Source organism: Pedococcus sp. P1_H8, assembly GCF_056405175.1.
On sequence record NZ_JBFUCP010000184.1, the window covers coordinates 1 to 483 of the forward strand.

Genomic DNA, 483 nt, shown 5'->3' on the forward strand with positions numbered 1-483 from the left:
CTTCATCACCAACGGCATCAACGCCGACCTGGTGGTCGTGGTGGCCTGCACCGACCCCGACAAGGGCGCGCAGGGCTTCTCGTTGCTCGTCGTCGAGCGCGGCCTGGCGGGCTTCGAGCGGGGCCGCAACCTCGACAAGATCGGCCTCAAGGCGCAGGACACCGCCGAGCTGAGTTTCACCGACGTCCGGGTGCCGGCCGCGAACCTCCTCGGCGAGGAGGGCATGGGCTTCATCTACCTGATGCAGAACCTGCCGCAGGAGCGGCTGTCGATCGCCGTCGTGGCGGCAGCCGCGATGGAGTCCTGCCTGGACATGACGATCCAGTACTGCCGCGACCGCAAGGCCTTCGGCAAGTCGATCGGCAGCTTCCAGAACACCCGGTTCGTGCTCGCCGAGCTCGCCACCGAGACCACCGCGGTCCGGATCATGGTGGACAAGTTCATCGAGCAGCTCAACGCCGGGAAGCTGACCGTCCAGGAGGC

1 protein-coding gene is annotated in these 483 nt (G+C 67.1%); it reads left to right on the plus strand.

All coding sequences use genetic code 11. The annotated features are described in order from the left end of the window. Window positions 1-483, plus strand: a 483-nt coding sequence (locus AC1DYG_RS19500; RefSeq protein ID WP_477641507.1) for an acyl-CoA dehydrogenase family protein, incomplete at both ends; no start/stop codon positions are given.